Here is a 24653-nt window from a genome sequence, read left to right on the forward strand (position 1 = left end):
GTCAGGAGATCCCCATGAGCTGGTCCGCCCACCAATACGTCGCCTTCGAAGACGAACGCACCCGCCCGGTCCGCGACCTGGTGGCTGCCATCCCCAATCAGACCGCGCGCAGCGCGGTGGATATCGGCTGCGGGCCGGGCAATTCCACCGAGGTGTTGCTGGCGCGCTATGCGGGGGCGTCGGTGACCGGGCTGGACAGCTCGCAGGACATGGTCGACGCGGCGCGCAAGCGCCTGCCCGACGTGCAGTTCCGCGTCGCCGACATCGGCGCCTGGGACGAGGCCGGGCCCTATGACGTGATCCTGGCCAATGCCGTGCTGCAGTGGCTGCCTGACCACGCCAGCCTGTTCCCGGCACTGGTATCCAGGCTCGCTCCCGGCGGCACGCTGGCCGTGCAGATGCCGGACAACCTGGAAGAACCCGCGCACCGGCTGATGCGCCAGGTGGCGGCGGAAGGCCCGTGGGCCGAAAAGCTCGCCGGCGCCAGCAAGGCCCGCGCCGAGCGCGCCCCGGCGCAGTGGTACTACGAGCTGCTGCGCCCGCTGTGCCAGCGCGTGGATGTATGGCTGACCACGTACCACCACCCGCTGGCCGGCGGCCCGGCCGCGGTGGTGGAGTGGTTCAAGGGCAGCGGCCTGCGCCCCTTCCTGCAGCCGCTGGACGAGGCCGAGCGCGCCGCCTACCTGGCGCGCTACGAAGCCGAGATTGCCAAGGCGTACCCGGCGCTGCCGGACGGGTCGGTGCTGCTGCCGTTCCCGCGCCTGTTCATCGTCGCGACGCGCTGAGGCCCTACGCGGGCTTGTGGCAGACCGCTTCGATGTTGTGCCCGTCCGGGTCCAGCACGAAGGCGCCGTAGTAGTCGGGATGGTAATGCGCGCGGATGCCCGGCGCGCCGTTGTCGCGCCCGCCCGCGGCCAGCGCCGCGCGATGGAAGGCATCGACGGTCTCGCGGCTGTCCACGCGGAAGGCCACGTGCAGCGGCGGCTGGTTGGGCGTGCCGCGGTGGATCCACAAGTCGGGTCGGCCCGGCGGGCCGAAGCCGGCCACGTCGGTGCTGCCGGTGACGCTGGCCGGGAATTCCTTGTCCAGCACATAGCCGATGGCGCCCAGCGCCGCCTGGTAGAAGGCGCGGCTCTTGCCGTAGTCGCTGACGCTTACGCCGGTGTGGTCGATCATGGGTCGCTTCCTTTCAAGGGTGGGAGGACGCTCAGGCCAGGTCCAGCACGCTCATGGTGGCGTTCAGGCGGCTGACCAGCACGGATTCACCGTGGACGTCGGCAAAGACATCCGCCTCCACCACGATGATGGCGCGGCCGGACTTGAGCACATCGGCACGGCAGCGCAGCCGTTCGCTGCGCACGGCCCTGAGCAGGTTGATCTTGAATTCCGCGGTGACCACGTGCTGGCCTGCCTCCAGGATGGTGGATGCCGCCGCGCCCGCGGTGTGGTCCGCGATGGTGGCCTGCACGCCCGCATGGACGATGCCGCCATGCTGCAGGTGGCGCGGCGTAATCGCCAGCGTGGATTCGCACCAGCCGGGCCCGCAGTCCGCCAGCGTGATGCCGACGTCGTTGACGAAAGCGGCCTGGCGAAAGCCCGCCTCGATGGTGTCGCGCAGCAGAAGCCGTTCCTGTTCGGTGGTCATGGCTGTTCCTTGTCGGGTCACTGCATCACCGGGATGTGCGCATTGCAGCGTGAAGGCGCCGGGCTGTCAACCATCCATGCGCCTTTTACGCCGCGCCGAAGCGGGCCGGCGTGCTGTCGCCTACACTGGAAGCATCCGCGACCCGCATGCGCGGCTGAGCGCATGCAGCCCGCCATGATCGCCGACGCCCATCCCCCCACACTACGCAGCAAGACGCGGCCCGCCGCCGCCTTTGCCGCACTGACGCAGGCAAGCCTGGCGCGCATGGAAGCAAGCCTGGCCCAGTTGTTGCACCGCGATGAGGCCGAAGACCTGCACGCGCTGCGCGTGGCGGTGCGCCATGCGCGCGCGGTGCTCTGGGCCCTGGGGCCGTCGTTGCCGCGGCAGGAGCGTGATCGCTGGAAGCAAGACCTGCGCATGCTGGCGCGCGCCACCAGCGACGTGCGCGACTGGGACGTGTTCCTGGCCGAGACCATTGCCCCGGCACGCAAACTGGAACCGGACGATACCGTGCTGTCGGCCATCGCCGACACCGCCCGTGAGCGCCGCGACACCGCACGGCAAACCATGCTGTCGGCCCTGGCCGGTTACCGTGACTGGCCACTGCCCGCGCTGCACCGCGACCTGGCGCACCTGGCCCATCTGGCCGCCCACACCCGCAGTGACGGCGGCCGCCTCGGGCCCCTCGCGCGCAAGCGCGTGCGTCGCGGCCGCAAGCGCCTGCGCGCGCTGGCAAAGGCTGCACGCCGCGGCAATCCTCGCGCGGTGCATGAACTGCGCATCGCCGGCAAGCGACTGCGCTATGTGATCGAGGCGTTCGCGCCAGTGCTGCCATCCCGCTACAGCAAGGACTTGCATCGCAAGCTGGTCAAACGGCAGGCAAAGCTCGGCAGCTTTGTCGACGGCATCGTCGCGCGCCGGCTGCTGGCCGACTGCCTGCAGGCGCAGGCAATGCCGGACGAGGCGCCGCCGCAGCCGCTGCCCGGCGCCAGCTGACCACCCCGCCCGCCATGGCGGCCTGCCCACCGCGTGCCACGCCAACTGCACCCGATCTGCGACAATACCGCCATGACTGCTCCCCAGGTTCCCATTGCCGCCATCGCCACCGCGCCCGGACGCGGCGGCATCGGCGTGGTGCGCGTGTCGGGCCCCGATGTCGGCCCCGTGATGCGCGCCGTCTGCGGCCAGGCGCTGAAGCCGCGCCACGCCACCTACCTGCCGTTCCTCGATGGCCATGGCAAGGTCATCGACCACGGCCTGGCGCTGTATTTCCCGGCGCCCAATTCCTATACCGGCGAGGAAGTGCTCGAGCTGCAGGGCCACGGCGGCCCGGTGGTGATGCAGATGCTGCTGACGCGCTGCCTGCAGGCGGGCGACGGCATCGGCCTGCGCCTAGCAGAGCCCGGCGAGTTCACGCGGCGCGCCTTCCTCAACGACAAGCTCGACTTGGCCCAGGCCGAGGCTGTCGCCGACCTGATCGAGGCCAGCACCGAGGCCGCGGCGCGCTCAGCGGCGCGTTCGATGGAGGGCGAGTTCTCCAACGCTATCCGCCAGCTTGTGGATAGGGTCATCCACCTGCGCATGCTGGTGGAAGCCACGCTGGACTTCCCCGAAGAAGAGATCGATTTCCTGGAGCAGTCCGACGCCCGCGGCCAGCTTGCCACCATCCGCACTGAACTTGGCGGCGTGCTGGCGCAGGCGCGCCAGGGCGCGCTGCTGCGCGAGGGCCTGTCGGTGGTGCTGGCGGGCCAGCCCAACGTGGGCAAGTCGTCGCTGCTGAACGCGCTGGCCGGCGCGGAGCTGGCCATCGTCACGCCCATCGCCGGCACCACGCGCGACCGCGTGCGCGAGACCATCCAGATCGACGGCATCCCGCTGCATATCATCGACACCGCCGGCCTGCGCGAGCACGCCGCCGACGAAGTCGAGCGCATCGGCATCGAACGCACCTGGGACGCCATCCGCCGCGCCGATATCGTGCTGCACCTGGTCGACGCCACCGACTACCTGCGCCACGGCCTGTCCGAGTCCGACGACGCCATCGACGACCAGCTCAGCGGCCAGCTGCCGCCGGGCTCGCCGATCGTGCGCATCGTCAACAAGATCGACAAGGCGCCCGCGGTCGGCGATGTCGTCTTCGGCGGCAACCGCCCGCACGTGGTCGCCGCCAATGGCCCCAACCCGACCGAGATCTGGATCTCGGCACGCACCGGGGCCGGCATTGAACTGCTGCGCCGTGAACTGCTGCGCATGGTGGGCTGGCAGTCAGGCAATGAAGGCAACTTCCTGGCGCGCGAACGGCACCTGACGGCGCTGCGGAATGCGCAATCGCACCTGGATATCGCCGCGGAGCAGGCCGAGCACCAGGCGCAGGCGCTGGACTTGTTTGCCGAAGAGCTGCGGCTGGCGCAGGATTGCCTGAACAGCATTACGGGTGAATTCACCAGCGATGACCTGCTGGGGACGATCTTCACGCGCTTCTGCATCGGAAAATAAGCCGCAGCGCCGGACGATCAAGCCAGGCGCCGACGCCTGCCCTCAATCCAGGCTCAGGTGCGACGTCTTGATGGTTTCGCTCCAGCGCAGGCGTTCCGCCGTGACAAAAGCGGCGAATTTCTCCTGCGTCTGCCCGCCTGGAATGCCGCCCATCCGGCTGATTTCGGCAGCCATGTCCGGGGCGCGCAAGACCGCGACCAGGTGCTCATGAAGCCTGGCTGCAATCTCCGGCGGTGTGCCGGCTTTCACAAAGATGCCGATCCACGCCGTCGACAAGAGGTTGCCCACCCCAGCCTCCTCCATGGTCGGCACCTCGGGCAGGCTGGGGATTCGCCGTGCGGACGTCACGGCGAGCGGGCGCAGCTTGCCGGCCCGGATATGCGGCAAGGCCTGTGTCAGGTTGTCAAACTGGAAAGTCGTTTCACCGGCCAGCAGCGCGGTGGTCGCCGGCGTGGAGCCGCGATAGGGAACGTGAATGGCATCCGTTCCCGTGCGCTGCTTGAGCAGTTCGCCGGTCAGGTGGCTGGTCTGGCCGATGCCGGAGGAGCCGAAGGACAGCTTTCCGGCCTGCGCCCGCATTTGCGCGACCAGGTCGGCGGCGCTCCGGATCGTCGACTGTGCGTTGACGACCAGGACACTGGGAAAGGAGATGACATCGGTAATCCCCACCAGGTCGTCCGGCTTGTACGGCAGGCTCTTGTAGGCGCTGTAGTTGATCGCCTGCGGCCCGACATTCCCGGCCAGCAGCGTGTAGCCGTCGGCGGGCGCGCGTAGCGCCGCCTGCGTGCCGATGATGCCCCCGCTGCCGGGCCGGTTGTCAACGATGACAGGCTGGCCAAGGCGAAGGCTCAGTTTCTGCGCGAGCAGGCGGATGGGAATATCGATCGTGCCCCCTGCCGCGCCCGGCACGATGATGGTGACCGGCCGCGCAGGCCACGCCGCGCCCGTTTGCGCGGACACGGCCGGGGCCACCATCATTGCGCCCAGGGCAGCGGCAAGTGCGAGCGCCAGGCGCCTGGTACTGCGGAGTGCTTGCATGGCATTGCCTCCTTCTTCTCAGTGTTGTCCTGTTCACGCCTGCGAGCGATGGCCGGCATCGGCAAACCGCCCGAGATGCGCCGAGGCATTGCCGAGCAGTGCATCGTTGGCCATCAGGCGCTTGCTGTAGTGACTGATCGGGGTTTCATCCTGCATGCCGATCGCCCCATGCAGTTGCAGGGCGTCGAGCGCAAGCGCTCGGCTGGCCTGGCCAACCATGTACTTGGCGGCGCTGACGCGGCGCGAGCGCTCGGCCGGCGGCACCAGGCTCCAGCCAGCAACGGCTTCGCGCACCAGCTGGCGCGCGGCATGCCAGCCGCGATAGTGGTCGACGACCCGGTGCTGAAGCACTTGCTGCTCTGACAGGGTGCGGCCGAACTGCTTGCGCGTGCGCATGTACTCAACCGTGAGGGCAAGCGATCGCCGCATGGCTCCGATGCTTTCCGCGCAGAGGGCGAGGGTGGCAAGTTCCAGCGCGTCGTCCAGCAACACCGTGGCGTGGTCTGCGCCGCAGAGCAGCGCGGACGCAGGCAGTTCGACGTCGTCGAAGCGGACATCCGCCGCGCTGCGCCCGTCGTGGAGCTGATAGGCGCGCATGCCGACACCGGCCGCGTGGCTCGGCACATCGAACAGCGCCAGCCCGCCTTCAGGCAGGCAAGCCGTCACGAACAGATGCTGCGCCTGGGCGGCGCCCATCACCAGCCGGTTGACGCCTTGCAGGCGCCAGCGCGTGCCGTCCCTGCGCGCAACGGTTTCGGGATGGTGGGCGTCGCGATGGGACTGACCCTCACGATAAGCCAGCGCGCAGCGGACCCGGCCGCCGGCCAGCGCTGCGAGCAGCGGTCCGCTTCCTGCTGCGTTCTCCGCGCCAAGCAGGACCTGCGTGCCGAGGACCGCGCTCCAGAGCATGGGCTCCACCACCAGGGCCTCGCCGAGCGCCTCCAGCAATGGCAAAAGGTCGGACAGGGTGCCCCCCGGGCCGCCGTCGCACTCGGGGATCAGCAGCCCGGTCAGGCCCAGGTCGGCAAGGGCAGCCCATGCGGCGGGGTCGAAGCCGTCCCTGGCAGCCACGGTCTCGCGCCTGCGCTCGAAGGCGTAGTGCTTGTCCAGCCAGCGGCGCAGGGTGCCGTCCATGATTGCCTGCTGCTCGTCCAGCTCATCCTGGCGGGGACGGTCGATCTCGGTCAGTCCGCCGAACACAGCCTTGGCAACAATCTGGCGTTGTATCTCCGACGAGCCCCCCGCCAGCGTGATGCCACGATAGCGCCAGTAGTGCAGCGGAAAATTCTCGGCATGCCCAGGGGAAAGTGACTCCGGACTGGGCTCGCCATCGAGCGCGCGGGGATCGAAGGGCAATGTCCGGGCGCCCAGCGCATCCAGCTTGAACGTATGCAGGTCCTGCAGCAGCAGGTTGCCATCGAGCTTGAGCAGCGAGGCTTCCAGCTCCGGGCTGCCGCCCTGCTCGGCCAGCCGCACCGCCGGCCACCATGCGGCTTCGAGCGCGCGCATGCGAATATCCAGCTCGGCATGCCGGCGCGCCAGCAAAGCGTCCTCGATCTGTGCGCCGGGGCCCGGGCGCCATGTGCCGGCCAGTTTCGCGACGCTGGCCAGCTCCGCCTTGCAGTCCCCCACCCGCGCGACGAACAGGCGCTCGATCACCAGCAGTCCCTTGGCGATCGACCAGCCGGCGTGTTCCACGCCCACCAGGTTGGCCGCGGGCACCCGCACGTCGTCGAAGAACATCTGCACGTGGAAGTGCGCGCCGTTGATAAAGCGGATCGGCCGCACCGTCACGCCCGGTGCGCGCAGGTCCATCAGCAGCACCGAGATGCCCTCTTGCTTGCGTCGGGCGGCCGGATCGGTGCGGACCAGCACCAGCGCCCAGTTGGCCCACTGGCCCAGGGTCTGCCAGATCTTGCTGCCATTGACGACCCATTCGTCGCCATCGCGCCGCGCAACGGTGCGCAATGACGCCAGGTCGGACCCGGCGTCGGGCTCGGAATAGCCTTGCGCCCAGAAGTCATCGAAGGACAGCATGCCGGGCAGGAAGCGCCGGCATTGCTCGGGCGTGCCGTAGCGGATCAGCGTGGGCCCGATGGTATCGATGCCGAGATTGTCATAGCGCGGCGCGTCGCTGGCCGCCAGCTCTTCCCGGAAGATTGCCTGCTCCACCAGCGACCACCCCGGGCCGCCATGCTCGCGCGGCCAGCCGGGCGCCGCCCATCCGCGCGCATGCAGGATCCGCTGCCAGCGCACGGCCTGCTCGCGCGTCACCAGGCAATGGGCGCGCGAAGCGGCCCGGATATCGGGCGGGACCGCCTCGCGCAGGAAACTGCGAACCTCCTGGCGGAATGCATCGAGGCGATCGGCGCGGGAATGATCTGACATCGTTGGCCCTTTGATGAATGCGTTGCTGGGTTGCGTTCTCCTGTCGGGATGACAGTCACGCTGGCGACCATGCCGGCTTGCGCTTCTCCACGAACGCCGCCACGCCCTCCTTTGCGTCGTCGGTTGCCGCGATATTCCCGAAGCTCTCCACCGCACCGGCTACGCCGCGGCGGTAGTCTGAGTCGTTGGCGCGCAGGAAGGCCGCGCGGCCCATCCGCATGATGGTGGGCGACTTCTCGCAGAAGGATTGCGCCAGCGCCCGGGCTTCACGCATGACGTCCGGCTGCGGCACGACGCGGCTGACCAGGCCAAGCCGCCAGGCTTCGTCGGCATCGAATGCGCGCCCGGTGAACAGCAGGTCAAAGGCACGGTGGCGTCCGACGATGCGCGGCAGGTGCGTGTAGTGGATGGCAGGGATCATGCCGACGTCGATCTCGGGATAGCCAAACGTTGCGTCCTCGGCCGCGACGATCATGTCGCAGGAGATGGCCAGGGTCATGCCACCGCCGCGCGCCGCGCCCTCGACCGCCGCGATCGATGGCTTCTTCAGCTGGAACTGCGCCTCGCACAGCCCCACATAGAGCTTCTCCACCAGCGCATAGAGCTGGCTCGGCGAAGACTGCTGCACGGCATCGAGCCGCAGGCCGGCACAGAAGCGGCGCGGGATGGCGCTGCCAAGAATGACGGCGCGCACCGAGTCATCTTCGGCGGCGCGCCGCATGGCGCCGATCAGGTCGTCGATCATGGCCTCGTTCAGCGCATTGACTGGCAGGCTGTCCAGCTGGATTTCAGCGACCTGGTCGCGCACGGCATAGCGGATGGAGGACATGGATTCCATTGGGTGGTTATCGGATGGTCTTCAGTTGGCTGGGGTTGGGCGGGCTTGCCTCGCGCTCACTACGTGACGGATCCCGCGACTGCCACGATGCCGTCGGCCTGGTAGCGCCGGATCATGTCGGCGCCATAGCCTGCCTCGCGCAAGATTTCCTCGGTGTGCTGCCCCAGCAAGGGCGGCGCGCGGTGCGCCTGCCGCTCGCCGTCGCGAAACCGCACCGGCAATCCCATGTTCCGGACCGTGCCCAGCACCGGGTGTTCCGATTCGACCACCAGCTGCCGCGCCTCCAGTTGCGGGTGGGCAAGGGCCTGGTCGAGTGTGTGGATGGGCGAGCAGGCCACGCCTGCCGCGCGCAATGCCTGCAACCAGAACGCGACCGGCTGCGTGGCGATGCGGCGCTGCACGAGATCCACGGTCCGCGCGAAGTTGGCCACGCGCGCCGCATTGGTGGCGAACGCGGGATCATCGACATGGTCGTCCAGCCCGGCGACCGTGCAGAAGCGGCGCCACTGGGCGTCGTTGCCGACGCCGATCATGAGGGGGCCATCTGCCGCATCGAAGGCCTGGTACGGGGCCATGGCGGGGTGCGCGGTCCCCATGCGCGCCGGCGCCCGGCCGGTGCGCCAGTAGTTCTGCGCCATGTAGCCCATGAAGCCGAGCGCGGTATCGAGCAGCGAGACCTCCAGGTAGACGCCTTGCCCGGTCTTTTCGCGCTCGATCAACGCGGCCAGGATGCCACTGAAGGCATGCATGCCCGTGCCCAGGTCGACCGGAGAGAAACTGGCGCGCGCCAGCTTGCCGGCCGGATCGCCCATGGTGCTGATCATGCCGCTGAATGCCTGCAGCATGACGTCATAGCCGGGCTCGTTGCCGAGCGGGCCGGTGCGGCCGTAGCCGGAGATCTCGCAGTAGATCAGGCGGGGATTGCGCGCGCTCAGGCTGTCATGGTCCACGCCCAGCCGGGCCGCGGTGCCCCCGCCGAAGCCCTGCAGCACGATGTCCGCGCCGGCGGCCAGGGTCTGCACGATCTGCTGTCCCTCGGCGGTCTTGAGGTCGACCGCGATGCTGCGCTTGTTGTGGTTGACCGACAGGAAGGTGGCCGACTGGCCCTGCTCCTGCGGCAGCCAGGCGCGGGTGTCGTCCCCCACGCCGATCGGTTCGACCTTGACGACATCGGCGCCGAGTTCCCCGAGATACTGGCCGCACAGCGGGCCGGCCAGCACCTTGCTCAGGTCCAGCACGCGAATTCCTTGTAGCGCAAGCATGGGCAATGGAATGGATGTGAATCGGATGAGAGGACCAGGTGGCGGCTATTCCGCCCGGATGCCAATGCTGCGGGCCGCGGCGGTCCAGCGTTCAGCATCGCGGTCGACAAAAGCCTGCACTTGCGCCGGGGCGATCAGGAGGGGCTCTGCGCCACGCGCGGCCAGCGCGCGCTGATAGGCGGGATCGGCCAGCGCCCTGGCCAGCGCCTGGCGCAGCGCGGACACGATCTCCGGCGGGGTCCTGGCCGAAGCCTGGAGCGACAGCCAGTACTTCAGGTCCAGGCCGCCGTAGCCCGCCTCCTTCATGGTGGGGACAGCCGGCAACAGCGGCGACCGCTCAGCCGAGGTGATCGCCAGCCCCTTCAGCTTGCCGCCCTGTATCTGGCCCACGCAGGTGGTCATGCTGTCGAACAGGAAGTCCACTTGGCCCGCCATCACATCGCTGCTGGCCGGCGCGCTGCCCTTGTACGGCACTTCAATGGCGGAGAAGCCGGCCAGCCGCTGGAGCAGCGCACCGTAGATATGCGGAGAACTCCCCGGCCCGTAGGTAGCAAAGGTGAGGTTGCCGGGCCGCAGCTTGCCAAGGCTGACCAGGTCGCTCATGGTCGCGACACCGAGCTTGGCCGGATGGACCACCAGCACGTTCGGCACGGTGGCGGCAATGCCGATGGCCACGAAATCGCGCTGCGGCAGGAAGCGCGCGGCCGGGTACATCAGGGGATTGACCGCCTGCATGCCGACCGTGTTCAGCAACAGGGTATGGCCATCGGCCTCCGTGTCCAGCACGAGCTGCGCTCCCAGGTTACCGCTGGCGCCCGGCTTGTTCTCGACCACGACCGGCTGCGTCAGCACCTGCGCGAGATGCTTCGCGGCCAGGCGCGCGACGAAATCGCCCGGACCTCCCGCCGCGAACGGCACCACGATCCTGACTGGCCTGGAAGGCCAGCCCTGCGCAAACCCGTGCCGGGCCAGCAAGGCGGCGGCAGTGCCGAGCAGCAGGGTGCGGCGGCTGAATGTCATGGCAGTCTCCGGTGTGGTTCCCTTGCGCCCTGGCCGGGCACGCTTGCCCGGCGGGATGGGGAATCTGGTTGCCACTATGGCGCCGGCCTTGCTATAAGTAAAAGACCGTTTCACGATGCCAGGCATATATTTTTTATATACTGAGCCCCGACTTGTCGCGCGTTCGCTGGGAATCCCATCATGGCCATTGATATACGGGACTTGCGGTGCTTCCTGGCCGTCGTGTCCGCGGGTTCGATCTCGCGGGCGGCCGAGCACATGCACCTGGCCCAGCCGGCGCTGAGCCTCCAGATCAAGCAACTCGAGCAGGAACTGCGCGTCAGGCTGTTCGACCGTACCCAGAGGGGCGTGCTGCCCACGGCGGCCGGCCTGCGCTTCGTGAGTCACGCCAAGGACATCCTGACGCGCGTCGACCTGGCCTGCGAGGATGTCCGCGACTTCGTGGCCGAGCCGGCGGGCCGGGTCGCGATCGGCCTGCCCCAGTCCATGGCGCAAATCCTGACGCTGGCGCTGGTACGCGAGACGCTGGCGCGCTGGCACAAGATCCAGCTCCAGATCATCGAACTGAGCACGGGCTATATCCCGGAGCGCCTGCTCAGCGGGCACATCGACATCGGCCTGACCTTCCAGGTGGATCCTGGCGCCGGGCTGCTGTTCGAGCATCTGCTGGACGAGGACCTGGTCCTGGTGGGTCCCCCCGGCGCGCTGCATGGGGCGCCGGATGACGGCCCCGGCAGTCCGGGCACGGTCGGCCAGGTCGCCTTTGCCGAACTGGCGGACTACGCCATGCTCCTGCCGGCCGGGCTGCATGGCCTGCGCGCGCTGATTGACCGCTACGCGAAATCCCATCACGTCAGCTTGCGTGTACTGGCGGAAGTCAACGCCATTCCGCAGTTGATCGAGCTGGCCGCGGCGGGGGTCGGCTTCACCATCCTGTCCTATGCATCGGTCCGCCGCGAATTGCGCAGCGGCTTGCTGTCCGCGGCCCGGATCGTCGAGCCCGGCATTTCGCGGCCGGTCTACCTGTGCCGCTCTGCCACCACCCCACTGTCGATGGCCGCGTCGACCGTGCAAGCGCTGATTTCCGACACCGTGCAGGCCCTGGTCGCCGATGGCCGGTGGCCGGCACACGCTTCCTGAGGCGAGTACTGCCTGCCGCGCAAGCCACGCCCGGGTAAACTGTCGTGAACACCACAATCGAAGCTGCGATGCGGATTTTGCGTTGCACCTTTCCCCGCCATGCGCCTGATCCTGATCACCTTCGGTACCCAGGGCGACTGCCGCCCCATGGTCGCGCTGGGCCTCGGCCTGCGCGCCGCCGGCCACGACGTGCTGATGCTGGGCGAACGCGCGGCAGCCACGCTCGCGGCAGAGCACGGCCTGGCCTTTGCGCCGATGGCAGGCGATATCCAGCAGACGCTGGCGCCGGGCGGCGCGCTGCACAAGCTGATGACCGAAGGCGGCAACGTCGCCGAGGCCACGCGGGCATTCGCGCGCATTGCCGAGGACAACACCGAGGCGTGGATGGCGCAGCTGGCGCAGGCCGCGCGCGCTGCCGATGGCATCGTGTTCTCGGGCCTGACGGCGTATGTGGCGCTGTCGGTGGGCGAGCAGTTGGGCAAGCCGGTGATCGGCGCGGGCATGTTCCCGATCTCGCCGACGCGGGCCTTTCCGTCCGCGCTGCTGCCGCCGTTCAGGATGCCGGGGTGGGCCAATCGCGCCAGCCACCACGTGATCAATTTCGTGCTGTGGCGCATGTTCCGCAGCGCGACCAATGCGGCGCGCTCCAGGCTGTTCGGCGCGTCAGCGCGCAAGGCGATGTGGGCGGACTTTCCGACGCTGTACGCGATCTCGCCGCAGTTGGTCCCGCGCCCGCATGACTGGCATGACGACTGGCTGGTGAGCGGCGCGTGGTCCATGCCGCCGCAGCCGGACTGGCAACCGGACGCGCCGCTGCGCGACTTCCTGGCGGCCGGCGAGGCGCCGCTGTATATCGGCTTTGGCAGCATGGCGGGCTTTGACCGGCACAAGGTGGTGACGGCGCTGGTGCAGGCGGTCGATGGCCGGCGCGCGCTGTTCTATCCGGGCTGGAGCTGCATCGACGTGGCGGCGTTGCCATCCAGCTTCCACGTGGTGGGCGCCACCCCGCATGACTGGCTGTTGCCGCGCGTGTCGGCGGCAATCCATCATGGCGGTGCGGGCACCACGCATGCGGCCGCGGCAGCGGGCGTCCCATCGATCGTGCTGCCGTTTGCGGGCGACCAGTTCTTCTGGGCGGGCCGGCTGGCGGCGCTGGGCGTGGCGCCGCGTTATGTCGCCGGGCACAAGATCGACGCGCCGCGGCTGGCGTCGATGATCGCCTTCGCCGAGCAAGCGGCCACGCGCGAACGGGCCGCCACGCTGGGCCGCGCGATGGCCGCCGAGCGCGGCGTCGACCATGCCGTGGCGGCGATTGAGCGCTTTTGCGGCAGGCAGGGCGCATAATCCCGTTCCGCCTTCCGCATTCACTGACGCAGGACCTTCCGATGTTGAACCGTACCCAGCAAATCCTTATTGCCATCGTCGCCGTGGCTGTCCTTGGCATGTTGTGGTTTGCCGGCAATGACCGCCGCGACGATGTCGGCGGTGCCGCGCCCGAGGCGCAGGCCGAAGCCAGCGCGGTGCCGGCCAGCGTGGTGCGCGGGGTGCCGCGCGATGGCACGCTCGACCCCATCAGCATCGATCCGGAGCGCCCCGCGGACCGGCTGCCGCAGCTCCAGGCCGACACGCTGCTGAATGACTACCGCGACAACCCCAAGGAAGCCGACACCCGCTACCTGGGCCAGTACCTGATCGTCGAAGGCGTCGCCAGCGGTATTCGCCGCGAGGGCAACCAGGTCTTTGTCGATATCCGCACCAACGATCCCGGCGTGAATGTGCGCGCACTGCTGCTGCAACGCCAGATCTGCGGCCCGGCAGGGCGGGTGTGCGAGGTGGAAGCCCGAGCCACCATGGTGCGGCGCGGCCAGAAGGTGGCGCTGGAATGCAATGGCGCCGGGCTGGCGGATGGCGCACCGCTGCTGCGCGACTGCCTGCTGCGCGGCGGCGCCAACTGATCGCGCTTGTCATAGATTCCGGAGTCCCGCCATGCAATCCGTTCTGTCCGTCCTTGCCATCCTGATCATGGTGGCCACCATCGTCGGCGTGGTTTCGCCCGCCTGGCTCAGCCAGACGCTGTTTGGCGGCAGGCCCGTCACGCGGCTGCAGGTCGCAGTCATCGGGGTCTGCCTTGCCGGGCTTTGCCTGGTCCTGGTGGGCCGGCTGGCGCAAGGCGGCGGCGCGGGCGGCTGAGGGACCACCCCAACCCGCACCCCGGCGCAGAAGCGGCCGTTTTGCGCTTCTGTTTGGACGATTGGATCGGCGTACCGGCGCCTACAGTGTGAAGGTATGCGGTGGCCACTGTGTCTTGCAGGGCAGCCCGCCCCAGCCACACAGGACATCCATGTACAAAACTCTGCTGGCCGCAGGCCTTGGCCTGCTGATCACCGCTTGCTCGACCTACCAGGCAGTGACCCCGGTCGACCGGCCCGACCGCACCGATCCCCTTGTCGCGTTCCAGGTGCCGGCTGGCGGCGGCCCGCTGGGCAACTACGGCGCCAACGGCACGCTGCTGTGCGTGGTGGTGAACCCGGTCACGGGCAATGACTTTGTCGAGAGCTTTCTCTCATCGCTGCGGCGGCGCAATTTCGAGGTGAAGGTGCTGCAGGCGCAGACCTCGATCGCGGCGTGCCCGGTGGTGGCGCTGTACACGGCGCGCAGCGCCTGGTACTGGACTGCGTACCTGAACAGCGCGGATATCACCGTGTTCCGCAATGGCGACCGTGTCGGCAAGGCCATTTATAACGCCAACCGCAGCGCGGGCGGGCTCAACCTGAGCAACTTCGTGCAGCCGTCGTCCAAGCTGGATGAACTGGTGGAACAGCTGTTCCCCGGCATGCTGCCGCCGCCCCCGCCGCCGGCGGGCACGGCCGCTCCGGCGGCCTAGCCTCTCTGCAGTCAACCGGAGGGCCGCACCATGCCGCTCTGCGCAGCCTCTTGCCGGGCGCAGCCGCGCCCGGCCCAGCGTACCCGGATCAGCGCTCCAGCCGGCCCAGGCGCACCACGGTCACGCCCGGGCGCAACTGGCGCAGCGACGGCATCACCAGCACGCAATCCGGATACGGCGTCACCACTGGCTCGCCGTCGCGCCAGCCGATTACGGTCCCGGCCTCGGTGAAGGTCTCCAGCCCGGTATAGGGACCGGCAAAGCGGAAGTCCATGCTGGTGGCCACCACCGGCTCGGTCACGCGCACCACGCGCTGCGTGGCGGGCAGCGGTTGCAGCCAGCCCGCGGGCAAGTCGCTTGCATCGATCACGCCGGCATGCAGCAGGAAGCGCGCGGTGCTGTCCTGCGCCACGGTCACGGCGGCGGGCTCCCAGTGCTGGCCGCATTCGATCAGCAGTGCATTGCGCGCGCTGGCGGCCTCGCCAAAGCCATCGTAGTCGCGCATGCGGCGGCCTTCGGGGTGGCCTTCGTCGACGATCACATCGGCCGGCGCGCCCAGCGCGCACGCCAGGGCGATGCCCTTGTCGAGCGGGCCGGAGACGATCAGCGGCCGGCTTTTCTCATGCATCGAATGCAGGTCCAGCAGCAGGTCGACGGTGTCGATCACCGGGCGCATGGCACGCGCGCGGCGCAGCTCCGATGAATCCAGGCTGGCATCATCGAGCACCCTGGCGGTCCATACGCGGTTGAAATCCTGGTCGACAAAGCGCGATGCGTCGGGCCTGGCGGCATCGAAGCTGTGGTACGCGTCAACGTTGGCAAACGCCAGCGTCAGCCGGCCGCGGCGCGGGCGCAGGCCGTGGTCCAGCAGCGCCTTGACGGCGATGGCGCCGCAGACCTCGTTGCCGTGGGTCAGCGCGTTGACCATCACGTGCGGGCCAGGCTGGCCGCTGTCGAAGGTGAACAGGTAGGGGATGCCGGTGTTGCCGGCGGCGTAGGCGCGGATGTCGGGGAATGCGACATCGACGGGGTAGGCGTCGATCGGTGGGGTGGGCTGGGTCATGGGAATCGGTGCGTTCAGGACGCCTGGCGGGTCGTGTGCCTGCGGGGTCGTTGTTGTGAATCGGACTGAGGAAGGGGGGCGGGCGTTGCCGGCGCCGGCCCGCAACCTCACTTACTCATGAATGCCAGCCGTCTGCACGATGGTGCGATAGCGCCCCGTCTCGCGCTTGATAAAGCTGCCGAACTGCGCCGGATTAGCCGGTGCCACTTCCACGCCGGCTTCTGCCAGCTTCTTCTTCACATCCGGCATGGCCAGCACGGCCTGCATCTCGGTGTTCAGGCGCTCCACCACCGCTTGCGGCAGCCTGGCCGGGCCCATCAGGCCGAACCAGACGCCCATGTCGACGCCCTTGAGCGCGGGCGTCTCGGCCAGCGCGGGCACGTTCGGCGCCACCGGCGAGCGCTTGGCGTTGGTCACGCCGTAGGCCTGCACGCGGCCGGCCTGGATATGCGGCAGCGCCGACGACAGCACCATCACCGCCAGGTCGATCTGGCCGCCGAGCAGGTCGGTGGCCATGGCCGACGCGCCCTTGTACGGCACGTGCGTGATATTGACCTTGCCCTGCTGCTTGATCAGCTCGCCGGCCAGGTTCAGCGGCGTGCCCACGCCCGACGAGGCATACGCCAGCTTGCCCGGCTGGGCCTTGGCCAGCGCGATCAGCTCGGCCGCATTCCTGGCCGCCAGGCCGGGCTTGCCGACCAGCACCATCGGCTGGGTGCCGACGAAGGTCACCGGCGCCAGGTCCTTCTCGCCGTCATAACGCACGGCGGGGTTGGTCAGGCGGGCGATCGACACTTCACTGCCCGAGCCCATCAGCAGGGTGTAGCCGTCGGCCTCGGCCTTGACCACCTTGGCCGCGCCGATGGTGCCGCCGGCGCCGCCCAGGTTCTCGATCACCACGCTCTGGCCCAGGCGCTTGCCCAGTTCCGGGGCGATGGTCCGGGCCACCAGGTCGACGCTGCCGCCGGCGGTGTAGCCCACCACCAGCGTGATCGGCTTGGCGGGCCAGGCGGAGGCAACGGCGCCGGCGGAAGCGGCAAGGCAGAGTGCGGCAGCGGCCGCGCGCAGGATGGTCTTCATGGTCTTGGCTCTGGGGGTCCCGGAATGGTTGTTGTGGAGCGATGGTAGTGAGCGCGCAACCGGCCCGGCGTGCAGCTTTGGCAAGGGGGGTTGCCGATTCGGCAATGGTGGCCGAAGGCGCATCAGCGCGGTGCCTGCACCGCCGCCTGCCAGAAGGCCTCGGCCAGCGGGCGCATCGGCGCGCGCGGGCGGTACAGGCGGATATCGAGCGCCAGGTCGCCACCATCATCGCTGCGTACGCCGCCGATGGCACGCACCAGGCGCCCGGCGTGCAGGTCGTCGGCAATCAGCCGTGCCGGCAGCCAGGCCAGGCCCATGCGCTGGCGCACCATCTCATGCACCGACTCGGCAAAGTCGCTGACCGCGATCACGTCCAGCCGCGGCGCCAGCTTGCGGCGCGCGATCTCCTGGTTGACCATGCGGCCGAGTGTCAGGGTCTCGGCGTAGGCGATCATCGGGACCGGCTTTGCCGCAGCTTTGCCGGTCGCCAGGCGGTGCAGCGGCGCGCCGCGCGCATCGGCGGCGCTCACACACACCAGCCGCTCCACGCCGGCCAGGTGGAACTGGTAGCGCGCGTCATCCAGCATCACCGGCAAGTCCGGCGGGCTGTAGCAAAGCAGGAAGTCGGCATCGCCCTCGGCAAACATGGCCAGCGCGTCATGCATCGGGAAGGTCGACAGCCGCGTGCGGAAGCCGGCCGCCGCGGGGTCGTGCCGCAGCGCCTCGCGCAGGCCCGCCAGCCACGCCGGCACCATCGAGCGCGCCAGGGTCTTGCCGGTGGCGATGGTGACCGTGCTGGCGTCGGCGCGGTGCGCGGCGCGCAGCGCCAGGCGGGTCTCGTCCAGCGTGCGCAAGGCGCTCTGCGCGGCTTCCAGGAACTGGCGCCCTTCGGCGGTCAGCCGCACCGGGAACGCGCTGCGGTCGATCAGCGGGGCGCCGGCCCAGACCTCAAGCGCCTGCATGCGCCGGCCAAACGCGGGCGGGGTCACGTTGCGCAGTTCGGCGGCGCGCGCCAGGCTGCCGGCCTGGGCCAGGCAGACGAAGTCTTCGAGCCAGCGGATATGCATGGAGGGCGGACAGTTGAGGGTGGGGCGGCAATGCCCTCATTATCGGCAAAACCGGCCGCCACCTTTGCCTGCCGCATTCCTCGGTTAGAATTTTTCGCATGACACTGATCCGGCGCCGCCACCCCTCGTCCCCGACCAGCCAGGCGTCCGACACCACGCCGCCCGCCCCCGAATACACCATCGACGAGCTGGCGCGCGTGGCCGGCACCACGGTGCGCAACGTGCGCTCCTACCAGGACCGCGGCCTGATCGATCCGCCGCTGCGGCGCGGGCGCGTGGGCATCTACACGCAGGCGCACCTGGGGCGGCTCAAGCTGATCCACCACCTGCTGGCGCGCGGCTACACGCTGGCCAATATCACCGAGCTGCTCAAGGCCATCGTCGAAGGGCACGACCTGCGCTCGATCCTGGGGCTGGAGACCGCCATCAGCAGCCCGTGGACCAACGAGACGCCGCGGCACTACTCCTACCTGGCGCTGGCGCGGCTGTTCGGCCGTGCGATCTCGCGCCCGGCCCTGGCCAAGGCGATCTCACTGGGGCTGCTGGAACCGGACGGCCTGGGCTATCTCGCGCACAGCCCGCGCGCGCTGGCCGCGGGCGCGGAGATCGCCCAGGCGGGCTTTGCGCTGGAAGACGTGCTGGAGATCATCGCCCAGTCGCGCGGGCATTTCCAGGCGGTATCGGACCATATCGTCGCTACCGTGGTGCGCGAGCTGGACCGCTTCGGCGTTGGCAAGCTGCCGCCGCCGCAGGACGTGCCGCGGCTGGTGGAGATCCTGTGGCGCATCCGCCCGCTGGCGCTGGTGATGGCGGAGACGGAGATGATGCGGGCGCTGGAGATCTCGGCCAACAAATACCTGGGGGACCGGGTGGCGGCGATCATCGAGCACCTGCATGATGAGGAAGGCGGGGGCGGCGGACATACATGACAGATGTGCGAGGACATGGTTGACGCTTCCGGGCACAGTCATCCGGCTGCGCTACCTCGCCGCCCTTCCCCGCACCGACTCCTCCAGCAACGACCGCAACTTCGCCAGCGCGCCCGGATCCCCGTGCGCGGCTGAGCGCGCATACCAGATCTTGGCCTGCTCGAGATCCCGGTCGACCACGCCGGGCTCACCGTGCTCGTAGAAGCTGCCGACGATGTATTGCGCACCGCCGTCGCCGGCACTGGCCGCGCGGCTGTACCACGTGAACGCCTGTCCGTAGTCGCGCGGCACGCCCCGGCCAGTGAAGTAGTTCGTCGCCAGCGCCATCTGCGCCTGCACGTGCCCGCCCTGTGCGGCCAGTGCATACCAGCGGTTGGCTTCCTCCAGTGACTTCGGCACCAGTTCGCCGCGCTCATAAAGGTCGCCCCAGGTGTACTGGGCATGCGTCATCTGGTTGTCGGCCGCTTTTTTCAGCCAGACCAACGCCTCCTGCGGGCGGGCGGCGGTGCCCTCGCCGCGCAGCAGCATCATTGCGTAGTTGAATTGGGCCAGGCGGTTGCCCTGCCGGGCCGCGTCGGCAAAGCCGCGCAGGGCCTGGTCGAAGTTGCCCGCTTCATACGCGGTGACCGCGTCGCGGGTCTGGGCCTGCGCGGGGGCAGGCGGCTGCGGTGCGGAGGCTGCCGGCTGCATGCACAACAGCCATGCGGCGGTGGCGCCGGCGAGCAAGGCGGCAATCGGGGGGCGGGCTATCGACATGGCGGACTCCGGGTACAGCGCCTTCCTGATTCCAGTGTAGGAGTCAGGGCACCGCGCCGGTAGGCAGGCGCGGTATCGCCGGAATATCCATGCGAATAATCAATCAGCCACAATATCTGCCACGATCATTCCTCGCGCAGATAAAACCAGGTATTCAGATCCACCCGGCCCGATGCAACCGCCGCCACAGGCCCCCGCAGGCGACCGCGGTCACGCCGATCACGGCCGGGTAGGCGAAGGGGACTTTCAGCTCAGGCATGAAATCGAAGTTCATGCCGTACAGGCTGAAGATCACGGTCGGGATCGCCAGGATCGCGCCCCAGCCAGCCAGACGCTTGACCACTTCGTTCTGGCCCACGGTGACCAGCGCCAGGTTGACCTGCACGGCAGTGGTCAGCATTTCGCGCACCACGTCGAGGGTGCGCACCAGCCGGCTGGCGTGGTCTTCGATGTCGCGGAAATAGGCGCGCAGCTCCTTCGGCACCAGGTCTTCGTGCAGCCGGATCAGCTGGCCGCACATGTCTTCCACCGGGCTGACCGCATTGCGCAGGCGCAGCACCTGGCGCTTGATCTGGTACAGGCGCTCGATCGCCTTGCGGTCGAACTCGTCGCGGAAGATACCCTCCTCCAGCGCCTCGAAGGTGTCTTCCAGGCGCGTGACGATGGGCATGTAGTGGTCGACGATAAAGTCCATCAGCGCGTACAGCACATAGCCCGGGCCATTGGCCAGGCCGTGCGGGTCGTGCTCGCAGCGCTCGCGCACGGGCGCATAGGTGCTGCTGACACCATGGCGCACCGAAACCACATAGTTGGGGCCGACAAAGAGATGGGTCTCGCCGACCACGACTTCATCTTCCACCAGTTGCGCCGTGTTGAGCACCACGAAGACCGAATCGCCGTAGGCCTCGAGCTTGGGGCGCTGGTGCGCATCGAGCGCATCCTCCACCGCCAGGTCGTGCAGGCCGAACGCCTGCTGGGCCTGGCGCAGCAGCGCGAGGTCAGGCTCATGCAAGCCCAGCCAGACAAAGGTGCCCGGCACCCCCAGCACGGTGCGGATCTCATCCATGCCCACCGTGCTGAGCCGCTTGCCCTGCCGGTAGGCCACGCAATTGACGATGGCGCCCATGAAAACTCCGCTGATCAGATGGCGCAATCGTAACAAGCCTTTACGATGCGCCGGACTCGATGCGCGTTGCCCGCGCGGCATACCACGCTGGCCGCACTTGCCCGGCGCTACGGTGTGCCGTGCACGCGCATATGGAACCCACGCGCCACCTGCTGTACATATCGATCCAATTGTTACAGTTCGCGACAGATACGACGTTAGAATGTGGCATTTCCACGGTCACCCGGCTATGTCCCAGAAGAAATCGCCACGCTTCGAGCTGCGCAGTGGCAACGTAGACGCCCTCCTTCTCGCCCTCCAGACCGCCGACATGGCTGCGCTGCGGGATGACCTCCTCGCCCGCTTTGAAGCCACCCCCGACTTCTTTTCCAATGACGTGATTGCGCTGGACCTGCGCCCGCTGGAAGATGACAGCGAAGTCGCGCTTGGCACCGTGATCGAGACGCTGGCCACGCTCAGGGCCCGCGCCATCGGCGTGGTGGCCCGCCCCGGCCAGCGCGAGTGGGCCGAGCGCTTCGGCCTGCCGCTGCTGGACAGCCAGGCCCGCCGCGGCAGTGGCGCCGATCGCGCCACCGACCGCGCCGCCGAGGCCAGGGCCGCAGCCGCGGCGGAACAGGCCGCCGCCGAACAGGCCGCGCGCGAGGAATCCATCCGCGCCGCCGCGCAGGCCACCACCGACGCCGCCGTGGCCGCTGCCATCCGCCAGACCCAGACCATGCTGATCGACAAGCCGCTGCGCTCGGGCCAGCAGGTCTACGCGCAGGGCGACGTGGTCATCCTGGACGTGGTCAGCTATGGCGCCGAGGTGATCGCCGAAGGCAACATCCATATCTATGCCCCGCTGCGCGGCCGTGCGCTGGCGGGCGTCAAGGGCAACACCGGCGCGCGCATCTTCAGCACGTGCATGGAGCCTGAACTGATTTCCATCGCCGGCATCTACCGGACCGCGGAGCAGACGCTTCCGGCCGATGTGCTCGGCAAGACCGCCCAGGTGCGCCTGGCCGATGAAAAACTGATTCTCGAAGCGCTGCGGCTCAAGTAACCGCGCAGCCCTCGGGACCGAATTGCAGAGAGCGCAAGCTTCAACTTATTACTGGACCAAAGAGCCATGGCAAAAATCATCGTTGTGACCTCCGGCAAGGGAGGCGTCGGCAAGACCACCACCAGCGCCAGCTTTGCCGCCGGCCTGGCCCTGCGCGGCCACAAGACTGCCGTGATCGACTTCGACGTCGGCCTGCGCAACCTTGACCTGATCATGGGTTGCGAGCGCCGCGTGGTGTACGACCTGATCAACGTGGTGCAGGGCGAAGCCAACCTGCGCCAGGCGCTGATCAAGGACAAGAAGTGCGAGAACCTGTTCATCCTGCCGGCCTCGCAGACGCGCGACAAGGATGCGCTCACGCGCGAAGGCGTCGAGAAGGTCATCAACGGCCTGATCGAGATGGATTTCGAATTCATCATCTGCGACTCGCCCGCCGGCATCGAGTCGGGCGCGCTGATGGCGATGTACTTCGCCGACGAGGCGCTGATCGTGACCAACCCGGAAGTGTCGTCGGTGCGCGATTCGGACCGCATCCTGGGCATCCTGGCGTCCAAGACCAAGCGCGCCAGCGAAGGCGGCGACCCGATCAAGGAACACCTGCTGATCACCCGCTACAACCCCAAGCGCGTGCATGGCGGCGAAATGCTGTCGCTGACCGACATCCAGGAAATCCTGCGCATCAAGCTGATCGGCGTGGTGCCTGAATCCGAGGCCGTGCTGCATGCTTCCAACCAGGGCACGCCCGCCATCCACCTGGAAGGCAGCGACGTGGCCGACGCCTATGGCGACGTGGTGGACCGCTTCCTCGGCAAGGACAAGCCGATGCGTTTCACCGACTACCAGAAGCCGGGTCTGCTCTCCCGCATCTTCGGCAACAAGTAACGGTCAAGGAGGGCTCACCCCATGTCGATCCTTTCCTTCCTGCTGGGAGAGAAGAAGAAGTCCGCGTCGGTCGCCAAGGAGCGGCTGCAGATCATCCTGGCGCACGAGCGCACCGGCCATTCCGCGCCCGCCGACTACCTGCCCGCGCTGCAGCGCGAGCTGGTGGCGGTAATCTCCAAGTACGTCAAGATCGGCGACCAGGACCTGCGCGTCAGCCTGGAACGCCAGGACAACCTCGAGGTGCTCGAGGTCAAGATCGAGATCCCGCACAACTGAGGACGGATCCCGGCGCTGCCGGATTCGTTCCTCCTGCTTCGGTTTTCCCGCACGTCCTGTCTTTCCGCCGACCGCGGCGCCGCTTGCGCGCCGGGGTCGGCCGGCCTCTGTTCTCCCTTTCGTAATTCCCCGCCAGCCCAGTGTGCAGGCCAGCTTGCCAGCGCTGCCAAAATGCCCCAATTCGGAATTCTGTAGCGGCGAGACAACGGATTTGCACCAAAATCCTGCTCGAAAGCGCAGCTTGGCGGAGTTTTGTGTCCTTGTAGCTTACGTTTTGTTAAATTTTCGCGGCGTCTACAAGATACGTAGACCTCGTCCACGCCGTGATCCGGCGGAGAGAACAGTACAAGACAGAAAAGGAGCACCATGAAGAAATCGGCCATCGTCCTCGCAGCCGGCAGCCTGTTGGCAGGTTCGGCGTTCGCCCAGTCGTCCGTTACCCTGTACGGTATCGTTGACCAGAGCATTCGCTTCACCACCAATTCCGACGCACAGAACCACAGCCAGACCCAGCTGAGCAACGGCGCGGTCACTAACAGCCGCTGGGGCCTGAAAGGCAGCGAGTCCCTGGGCAACAACCTGAAGGCCATCTTCCAACTGGAAAACGGCTTTGATCCGGATACCGGCAAGGCCAACCAAGGCGGTCGCCTGTTCGGTCGTCAGGCATATGTTGGCCTGAGCGGCGATTTCGGCACCATCAAGCTGGGCCGCCAGTACACCGAAGGCTTTAATTTCTTCGGTGACTACGATCCGCTGACCATCGGCAACTACGACCAGAACGCCTGGCCCTTCTTCCTGACGCAGTTCCGCAGCGACAACGTGATCGGCTACTCCGGCAAGTTCGGTGGCCTGAACGTTGGCGTCAGCTATGGCTTCGGTGAGAAGCCTGGCAGCTTCACGCACGCACAGACCAACCCGCCCAATGGCAACGCACCGTATTTTGGCGCCCGCGCTGCATATGAATCCGGCCCGTGGGGTGTTGGCGGCGTGTACCAGGAATTCCGTGACGTGAACGGCAACAAGCAGCAAATGTGGGGTGCCGCCGGTAAGTACGCCTTTGGCCCGGCCAAGGTTTTCCTCGGCTACATCGGTGGCAAGGATAAGACTGGCCTGATCGACGCCGCTTTCTTCACGCCGGCGAACAGCGCCAATCCGATCCCGGCTGGTGGCAATTACACGGCAAGCCCGCGTAAGGACAACATCGGCTACATCGGCGCTACCTACCAGGCCACCCCGGCTCTGGCGCTGACCGGCGTGTTCTATGGTGATCACATCAAGAACACCAACGGTCTGTCCGATGTCAGCGGCAACCGCTACACCGGCGTTCTGCTGGCCGAGTACTCGCTGTCCAAGCGTACCCAGGTCTACGGCACCGTGGACTACAACAAGGTCACCGGCGGCGCGAAGACCCAACTGCCGGGCAGGGACAACCAGCTCGGCCTGGGCGCAGGTATCCGCCACATCTTCTGATCGTTGTCTGATCAGTCATAGGCGGTCGCTTAAAGTGTTGATGTAATTCTCAATGGCCATCTCTGTACTAGCAGAGATGGCCATTCTCTTAGGCAAAATTTCTTCCACAAGAGAACACGGGCGACAAAACGCAGTTTTCACTGCGCCGCTCGAGGTCCTAGAGGTCTCGAGCTAAAAACCACACTTCTATCCCGTTGGCAATGACGCCACACCAGGCTCGCAGACGGTCTGCGGGGAAGGGGTTTCGACCT

The 24653-nt window shown here is 67.8% G+C and carries 25 protein-coding genes; 13 read left to right on the top strand and 12 right to left on the bottom strand.

From position 1 onward, the window contains the following. Positions 1-14 precede the first annotated feature (14 nt). Positions 15-785 (top strand): trans-aconitate 2-methyltransferase, encoded by a 771-nt coding sequence (gene tam, locus AC07UK_RS29410; protein WP_494686942.1) that lies wholly within the window; start codon positions 15-17, stop codon positions 783-785. A 4-nt stretch (positions 786-789) separates the two neighbouring features. On the opposite strand, the gene AC07UK_RS29415 is transcribed toward tam, so the two are convergent. Both AC07UK_RS29415 and AC07UK_RS29420 read right to left on the bottom strand, forming a co-directional pair. Further along, positions 790-1176 (bottom strand): VOC family protein, encoded by a 387-nt coding sequence (locus tag AC07UK_RS29415; protein WP_494686941.1) that lies wholly within the window; start codon positions 1174-1176, stop codon positions 790-792. 31 nt (positions 1177-1207) lie between these two features. Further along, a complete protein-coding gene (locus AC07UK_RS29420; protein ID WP_114136042.1) occupies positions 1208-1645 on the bottom strand; it encodes a PaaI family thioesterase in 438 nt (145 codons plus the stop codon). Positions 1646-1819: 174 nt separating this feature from the next. On the opposite strand from AC07UK_RS29420, the gene AC07UK_RS29425 reads away from it, so the two are divergent. Next, positions 1820-2641, top strand: coding sequence for a CHAD domain-containing protein (locus AC07UK_RS29425; RefSeq protein WP_494686940.1), 822 nt, complete (start codon positions 1820-1822; stop codon positions 2639-2641). A 72-nt stretch (positions 2642-2713) separates the two neighbouring features. Then, positions 2714-4141 (top strand): tRNA uridine-5-carboxymethylaminomethyl(34) synthesis GTPase MnmE, encoded by a 1428-nt coding sequence (gene mnmE / locus AC07UK_RS29430; RefSeq protein WP_436220561.1) that lies wholly within the window; start codon positions 2714-2716, stop codon positions 4139-4141. Between the two features lie 42 nt (positions 4142-4183). Here the strand turns inward: mnmE and AC07UK_RS29435 are convergent, their stop codons facing one another. The 5 genes from AC07UK_RS29435 to AC07UK_RS29455 all read right to left on the bottom strand — a co-directional run bounded on the left by AC07UK_RS29435 (position 4184) and on the right by AC07UK_RS29455 (position 10687). Further along, positions 4184-5179: a Bug family tripartite tricarboxylate transporter substrate binding protein gene (locus AC07UK_RS29435; protein WP_436220560.1), complete on the bottom strand. Its 996-nt coding sequence runs from the start codon at positions 5177-5179 to the stop codon at positions 4184-4186. A gap of 33 nt (positions 5180-5212) precedes the next feature. Then, positions 5213-7567, bottom strand: a complete 2355-nt coding sequence (locus AC07UK_RS29440; RefSeq protein WP_494686939.1) for an acyl-CoA dehydrogenase family protein — start codon at positions 7565-7567, stop codon at positions 5213-5215. A gap of 55 nt (positions 7568-7622) precedes the next feature. Next, the gene (locus tag AC07UK_RS29445) at positions 7623-8396 is read right to left on the bottom strand and encodes an enoyl-CoA hydratase/isomerase family protein (protein ID WP_436223027.1); all 774 of its coding nucleotides are present in this window, start codon (positions 8394-8396) and stop codon (positions 7623-7625) included. Between the two features lie 68 nt (positions 8397-8464). Further along, positions 8465-9667, bottom strand: coding sequence for a CaiB/BaiF CoA transferase family protein (locus tag AC07UK_RS29450; RefSeq protein ID WP_436220558.1), 1203 nt, complete (start codon positions 9665-9667; stop codon positions 8465-8467). Positions 9668-9712: 45 nt separating this feature from the next. Then, positions 9713-10687: a Bug family tripartite tricarboxylate transporter substrate binding protein gene (locus tag AC07UK_RS29455; RefSeq protein WP_436220557.1), complete on the bottom strand. Its 975-nt coding sequence runs from the start codon at positions 10685-10687 to the stop codon at positions 9713-9715. A gap of 180 nt (positions 10688-10867) precedes the next feature. Between AC07UK_RS29455 and AC07UK_RS29460 the strand changes: the two genes are divergently transcribed. The 5 genes from AC07UK_RS29460 (at position 10868) to AC07UK_RS29480 (ending at position 14711) form a co-directional block, all read left to right on the top strand. Beyond that, a complete protein-coding gene (locus tag AC07UK_RS29460) occupies positions 10868-11827 on the top strand; it encodes a LysR family transcriptional regulator (RefSeq protein ID WP_436220556.1) in 960 nt (319 codons plus the stop codon). A 99-nt stretch (positions 11828-11926) separates the two neighbouring features. Beyond that, a complete protein-coding gene (locus tag AC07UK_RS29465) occupies positions 11927-13171 on the top strand; it encodes a glycosyltransferase (protein ID WP_494686938.1) in 1245 nt (414 codons plus the stop codon). 41 nt (positions 13172-13212) lie between these two features. Then, positions 13213-13782, top strand: coding sequence for an OB-fold putative lipoprotein (locus AC07UK_RS29470; RefSeq protein WP_436220554.1), 570 nt, complete (start codon positions 13213-13215; stop codon positions 13780-13782). Positions 13783-13813: 31 nt separating this feature from the next. Further along, positions 13814-14017 carry a hypothetical protein gene (locus AC07UK_RS29475; RefSeq protein ID WP_010811461.1) on the top strand — a complete coding sequence of 68 codons (204 nt, stop codon included), beginning with the start codon at positions 13814-13816 and terminating at the stop codon, positions 14015-14017. Between the two features lie 151 nt (positions 14018-14168). Beyond that, entirely contained in the window at positions 14169-14711 is a 543-nt protein-coding gene (locus AC07UK_RS29480) for an Sbal_3080 family lipoprotein (protein ID WP_013955188.1), read from the top strand. An 88-nt stretch (positions 14712-14799) separates the two neighbouring features. On the opposite strand, the gene AC07UK_RS29485 is transcribed toward AC07UK_RS29480, so the two are convergent. The 3 genes from AC07UK_RS29485 to AC07UK_RS29495 form a co-directional block, all read right to left on the bottom strand. Then, on the bottom strand, positions 14800-15774 hold the full coding sequence (locus AC07UK_RS29485) for a M14 family metallopeptidase (protein WP_494686937.1): 975 nt from the start codon (positions 15772-15774) through the stop codon (positions 14800-14802). Between the two features lie 111 nt (positions 15775-15885). Beyond that, a complete protein-coding gene (locus AC07UK_RS29490; RefSeq protein ID WP_153954986.1) occupies positions 15886-16854 on the bottom strand; it encodes a Bug family tripartite tricarboxylate transporter substrate binding protein in 969 nt (322 codons plus the stop codon). Positions 16855-16976: 122 nt separating this feature from the next. Beyond that, complete coding sequence (locus AC07UK_RS29495; protein WP_153954985.1) at positions 16977-17921, bottom strand: LysR family transcriptional regulator; 945 nt, start codon at positions 17919-17921, stop codon at positions 16977-16979. A 98-nt stretch (positions 17922-18019) separates the two neighbouring features. Between AC07UK_RS29495 and AC07UK_RS29500 the strand changes: the two genes are divergently transcribed. Next, positions 18020-18850, top strand: coding sequence for a MerR family transcriptional regulator (locus AC07UK_RS29500; RefSeq protein ID WP_436220552.1), 831 nt, complete (start codon positions 18020-18022; stop codon positions 18848-18850). A 51-nt stretch (positions 18851-18901) separates the two neighbouring features. Here AC07UK_RS29500 and AC07UK_RS29505 read toward each other — a convergent pair whose 3' ends face one another. Together AC07UK_RS29505 and AC07UK_RS29510 are read right to left on the bottom strand one after the other, a co-directional pair. Continuing rightward, positions 18902-19606 carry a tetratricopeptide repeat protein gene (locus tag AC07UK_RS29505; RefSeq protein ID WP_436220551.1) on the bottom strand — a complete coding sequence of 235 codons (705 nt, stop codon included), beginning with the start codon at positions 19604-19606 and terminating at the stop codon, positions 18902-18904. A 154-nt stretch (positions 19607-19760) separates the two neighbouring features. Next, positions 19761-20732, bottom strand: a complete 972-nt coding sequence (locus AC07UK_RS29510; protein WP_436220550.1) for a magnesium and cobalt transport protein CorA — start codon at positions 20730-20732, stop codon at positions 19761-19763. 229 nt (positions 20733-20961) lie between these two features. On the opposite strand from AC07UK_RS29510, the gene minC reads away from it, so the two are divergent. The 4 genes from minC to AC07UK_RS29530 all read left to right on the top strand — a co-directional run bounded on the left by minC (position 20962) and on the right by AC07UK_RS29530 (position 24402). After that, positions 20962-21774: a septum site-determining protein MinC gene (gene minC, locus AC07UK_RS29515; protein ID WP_494686936.1), complete on the top strand. Its 813-nt coding sequence runs from the start codon at positions 20962-20964 to the stop codon at positions 21772-21774. Positions 21775-21840: 66 nt separating this feature from the next. After that, positions 21841-22656 (top strand): septum site-determining protein MinD, encoded by an 816-nt coding sequence (gene minD, locus AC07UK_RS29520; protein WP_010811452.1) that lies wholly within the window; start codon positions 21841-21843, stop codon positions 22654-22656. A gap of 21 nt (positions 22657-22677) precedes the next feature. Next, entirely contained in the window at positions 22678-22932 is a 255-nt protein-coding gene (minE, locus tag AC07UK_RS29525; protein ID WP_114135779.1) for a cell division topological specificity factor MinE, read from the top strand. Between the two features lie 366 nt (positions 22933-23298). Then, positions 23299-24402 carry a porin gene (locus AC07UK_RS29530; RefSeq protein WP_494686935.1) on the top strand — a complete coding sequence of 368 codons (1104 nt, stop codon included), beginning with the start codon at positions 23299-23301 and terminating at the stop codon, positions 24400-24402. Positions 24403-24653 lie beyond the last annotated feature (251 nt).

Source organism: Cupriavidus sp. GW821-FHT07C08 (assembly GCF_059419025.1).

Excerpts from the sequence above, each read along its gene's own strand:
- AC07UK_RS29450 (WP_436220558.1), bottom strand. The coding sequence starts at position 9,667 with ATGCTTGCGCTACAAGGAATTCGCGTGCTGGACCTGAGCAAGGTGCTG.
- AC07UK_RS29420 (WP_114136042.1), bottom strand. The coding sequence starts at position 1,645 with ATGACCACCGAACAGGAACGGCTTCTGCTGCGCGACACCATCGAGGCG.
- AC07UK_RS29495 (WP_153954985.1), bottom strand. The coding sequence starts at position 17,921 with ATGCATATCCGCTGGCTCGAAGACTTCGTCTGCCTGGCCCAGGCCGGC.
- AC07UK_RS29470 (WP_436220554.1), top strand. The coding sequence starts at position 13,213 with ATGTTGAACCGTACCCAGCAAATCCTTATTGCCATCGTCGCCGTGGCT.
- AC07UK_RS29530 (WP_494686935.1), top strand. The coding sequence starts at position 23,299 with ATGAAGAAATCGGCCATCGTCCTCGCAGCCGGCAGCCTGTTGGCAGGT.
- minE (WP_114135779.1), top strand. The coding sequence starts at position 22,678 with ATGTCGATCCTTTCCTTCCTGCTGGGAGAGAAGAAGAAGTCCGCGTCG.
- AC07UK_RS29435 (WP_436220560.1), bottom strand. The coding sequence starts at position 5,179 with ATGCAAGCACTCCGCAGTACCAGGCGCCTGGCGCTCGCACTTGCCGCT.
- mnmE (WP_436220561.1), top strand. The coding sequence starts at position 2,714 with ATGACTGCTCCCCAGGTTCCCATTGCCGCCATCGCCACCGCGCCCGGA.
- AC07UK_RS29475 (WP_010811461.1), top strand. The coding sequence starts at position 13,814 with ATGCAATCCGTTCTGTCCGTCCTTGCCATCCTGATCATGGTGGCCACC.
- AC07UK_RS29510 (WP_436220550.1), bottom strand. The coding sequence starts at position 20,732 with ATGGGCGCCATCGTCAATTGCGTGGCCTACCGGCAGGGCAAGCGGCTC.
- AC07UK_RS29480 (WP_013955188.1), top strand. The coding sequence starts at position 14,169 with ATGTACAAAACTCTGCTGGCCGCAGGCCTTGGCCTGCTGATCACCGCT.
- AC07UK_RS29440 (WP_494686939.1), bottom strand. The coding sequence starts at position 7,567 with ATGTCAGATCATTCCCGCGCCGATCGCCTCGATGCATTCCGCCAGGAG.
- AC07UK_RS29460 (WP_436220556.1), top strand. The coding sequence starts at position 10,868 with ATGGCCATTGATATACGGGACTTGCGGTGCTTCCTGGCCGTCGTGTCC.
- AC07UK_RS29415 (WP_494686941.1), bottom strand. The coding sequence starts at position 1,176 with ATGATCGACCACACCGGCGTAAGCGTCAGCGACTACGGCAAGAGCCGC.
- AC07UK_RS29500 (WP_436220552.1), top strand. The coding sequence starts at position 18,020 with ATGACACTGATCCGGCGCCGCCACCCCTCGTCCCCGACCAGCCAGGCG.
- AC07UK_RS29490 (WP_153954986.1), bottom strand. The coding sequence starts at position 16,854 with ATGAAGACCATCCTGCGCGCGGCCGCTGCCGCACTCTGCCTTGCCGCT.
- AC07UK_RS29455 (WP_436220557.1), bottom strand. The coding sequence starts at position 10,687 with ATGACATTCAGCCGCCGCACCCTGCTGCTCGGCACTGCCGCCGCCTTG.
- AC07UK_RS29505 (WP_436220551.1), bottom strand. The coding sequence starts at position 19,606 with ATGTCGATAGCCCGCCCCCCGATTGCCGCCTTGCTCGCCGGCGCCACC.
- minC (WP_494686936.1), top strand. The coding sequence starts at position 20,962 with ATGTCCCAGAAGAAATCGCCACGCTTCGAGCTGCGCAGTGGCAACGTA.
- AC07UK_RS29425 (WP_494686940.1), top strand. The coding sequence starts at position 1,820 with ATGATCGCCGACGCCCATCCCCCCACACTACGCAGCAAGACGCGGCCC.
- AC07UK_RS29445 (WP_436223027.1), bottom strand. The coding sequence starts at position 8,396 with ATGTCCTCCATCCGCTATGCCGTGCGCGACCAGGTCGCTGAAATCCAG.
- AC07UK_RS29485 (WP_494686937.1), bottom strand. The coding sequence starts at position 15,774 with ATGACCCAGCCCACCCCACCGATCGACGCCTACCCCGTCGATGTCGCA.
- minD (WP_010811452.1), top strand. The coding sequence starts at position 21,841 with ATGGCAAAAATCATCGTTGTGACCTCCGGCAAGGGAGGCGTCGGCAAG.
- AC07UK_RS29465 (WP_494686938.1), top strand. The coding sequence starts at position 11,927 with ATGCGCCTGATCCTGATCACCTTCGGTACCCAGGGCGACTGCCGCCCC.
- tam (WP_494686942.1), top strand. The coding sequence starts at position 15 with ATGAGCTGGTCCGCCCACCAATACGTCGCCTTCGAAGACGAACGCACC.